This window comes from Microcystis sp. LE19-10.1B, assembly GCF_027530565.1.
GTDB classification, from domain to species: Bacteria; Cyanobacteriota; Cyanobacteriia; order Cyanobacteriales; family Microcystaceae; genus Microcystis; species Microcystis aeruginosa.
In genome coordinates, this window is the sequence record NZ_JAPZQM010000006.1 from 1 (window position 1) to 2,954 (window position 2,954).

At 44.5% G+C, this 2,954-nt stretch carries 1 protein-coding gene and 1 pseudogene; both read left to right on the forward strand.

Going from position 1 to position 2,954, the window contains the following annotated elements; translation table 11 throughout:
• A pseudogene (locus tag O9332_RS00170) lies at positions 1 to 123 on the forward strand (IS630 family transposase); the annotation flags it as partial.
• Positions 124 to 728: 605 nt separating this feature from the next.
• Positions 729 to 2,423, forward strand: a complete 1,695-nt coding sequence (locus O9332_RS00175) for a hypothetical protein (RefSeq protein WP_288023207.1) — start codon at positions 729 to 731, stop codon at positions 2,421 to 2,423.
• The last annotated feature ends 531 nt before the right edge of the window (positions 2,424 to 2,954 follow it).

Genomic DNA, 2,954 nt, shown 5'->3' on the forward strand with positions numbered 1-2,954 from the left:
CGAGAATTTGAAAATAAAGAAGAACTGGAAAAAGTAGTCAATCAGCTTTTAAATGAAGGGGGATTGATTATTAAATGGAGTAGAAAACTTAAAAATAAGGGTAATGCTGTCAATGTAACTTAAATGCGTAAAAGCTTACTAATCAGAAAAGCCGGTCATCCCTGTCTTGGGAAGAACCGTTCAGCTTGTTAAACGCTCAAATAACTATTAACTTATATAACGAAACAACAAAATACAAGATATTTTTGACTACGATCGAGTTGTAGAAATAGTCTAAATGACCGAATAACACAGATCCCGTTTTCAAAATACGAGAAAAGAAGAAACAGAAACAACAATAGGTACTTAGTGGGGGCCAGTTCATTGATGGGTTTCTCGAACTGTTGGATATGGCAATATTATTCTAATAGTGGAATGAGGTTTAAAACCTGAAGTCTAGTTGTTACGGGTTAGATAGATAAAATCATTCTGCTGTCGGATTATAAATTCTATTTGAGTCTGGAATTCTGTTATCTAGATAAAGTTGTATGTTGTGGAATGACTACTCCATTCCCGCTCTTAAATTGCCCATTGCCTGGGTTCACAAACATTAACACGACAAGGCTTGTCGGTTGGGTCGTGTTGCTGCGGGAAGGAAGTAAACCCTCTCATCACCCTCGTTTTCTCTTGATAATTATCTGTCACCGGACTCTTTCTCTACAACGCCTCACGAGGAGAATTATACAGGTATGAACAACGGCACCAATTCGAGTCAAGCTCTCGATCGGCAAATATTCTTCAATGATTCTCTAATCATGAATCCCCTTGAATTCGATCGAGATTTGTCCTTATCCACAGACGATTTATTTAACCCTCATCGTCAAAATGATCCCGAACAATTGCCGGGGTCAGTAGTACCGCCTTCGATTACCCCCGCTTCCGAAAAATTACCGGGGTCAGTAGTACCGCCTTCGGTTACCCCCGCTTCCGAACAGTTGCCAGGATCGGTAGTACCACCTTCGATTACCCCCGCTTCCGAACAGTTGCCAGGATCGGTAGTACCACCCTCGATCATCCTCGTCGCCAATCAATCATCCGAGTCAGTAGAAACCTCTTTAGTTCCTCTATCAATTGACGTACAGAATCGACTCATGGCTGACGCTCGAACGGCGACAATTAATGTTACTTATCATAACTATACCCCTCAAGCACAAGCGGCTTTTCAGTATGCGGTCAGTATCTGGGAATCTATTATCGTCTCAACTATCCCGATTGCCGTTGATGCCTACTGGCAACCCTTAGATCCTTCGATTCTCGGCCGAGCAAGCCCCAATCTCTTTTGGAGAGAATCCCCCGGAACACGACCGAATACATGGTACACATCAGCCCTGGCTAATCAGCTAGCAGGTCGAGATCTTGCGCCTAACGATGGGGATATGACCTCCGAGTTAAATAGCACTGCCAACTGGTATTTCGGTACAGATGGCAAGACTCCAGCCAACCAATATGATTTTGTCACCGTCGCTCTGCACGAAATATTACACGGTTTAGGAAACATTGGCTTGATGGACTACAGTGGCGGTCAGGGAAGTTGGGGATTGGGTACGGGCTTTCCCGGTATCTATGATCGCTTTACAGAAAATGGTGCGGGGCAAAGCCTCATTAATACGAGCTTATTCCCTAACCCGTCTGTTGCCCTCGGTAATCAACTAACCAGCAACAACCTTTTCTTCGATGGACCTAATGCTGTAGGGGCGAATAATGGAATCCGTCCGAAACTTTACGCCCCTAGTCAATGGCAACAAGGTTCTAGTTACGCCCATCTTGACGAACTGACTTATCCCCGGGGCAATCCTAATTCCTTAGATACACCCTATTTTAGCCTAGGTGAAGCGATTCACGACCCGGGCCCCATCCCCCTAGGAATCTTAAAGGATGAAGGCTGGAATCTTGCTCCTTCCCCTCCCCCCCCTACTCCTCCTTGTCCCGACCCCTTAACTTGTCCCGTCTACCGTTTTTACAATCCGATTTCCAGAGGACATTTCTTTACCCTCAACCCAGCAGAAAAAGATAATGTCATCGCTCATCCCGAATGGCAATATACCTTTGAAGGAGTTGGTTTTCAAGCCGCCCAATCCCCTGGTAATAATCTATTTCCCGTTTTTCGCTTCTATAACCCGATTTCCAGAGGACACTTCTTCACGATCGATCCAGCAGAAAGGGATACTGTCAACGGTCATCCCGAATGGCAATATAACTTTGAAGGAATTGGCTTCTATGCTTACGGAGCGAGTGCCAGTCTAGGATCGGATGTTTTCCGCTTCTATAACCCGATCTCCAGAGGACATTTCTTTACGACTAATCCAGCCGAAAGGGATAATGTCTTGGCTCATCCTGACTGGAGCTATACCTTTGAAGGGGTTGGTTTTGAAGCAACACGATAGTAATTCTTGTTATCTTTCGATTGATTTTCAAGTTTTGTCGTCGTCAATAGTATGGTTCTTCGGTTTTTGTTATGCAATGGACGGGGTTATAAGGAATGAAACCCTTATAGAGACAGACATTGCTGCGATTTTGGTCAATTGTTTTCGCTCTAGAACGAACTAATCAATAGAACTCTTGCCAGATAAGGATTTAGTCGATTCACGCCCCCCGATCGAACCATACCACCCACATTCCGCACCCTAAGTGTCACAACGTCTCAAAAGAGGAAGGGGCGTGAGTCAAAATACTTATCTAGAGGAGTGAGTTGGCGGCAAGCTGCCAGCAACTAAGCCGAAAATTTCAGAGTTCCCCCGGTCATTCTCAATAAACAGTGCTTATTGAGAATGGACGGGCAATCAGACTTAACATCTAGCGTCGAGATGTTCGAGTAGTGCTTAAGTTTTGTCACCCCTGGAAGTCAATCCATCTGGTCAAGATAAGAGATAATATTCCTGGCAAGGTTTGGGAAAAAATCTCAAAATGTTGCGCCT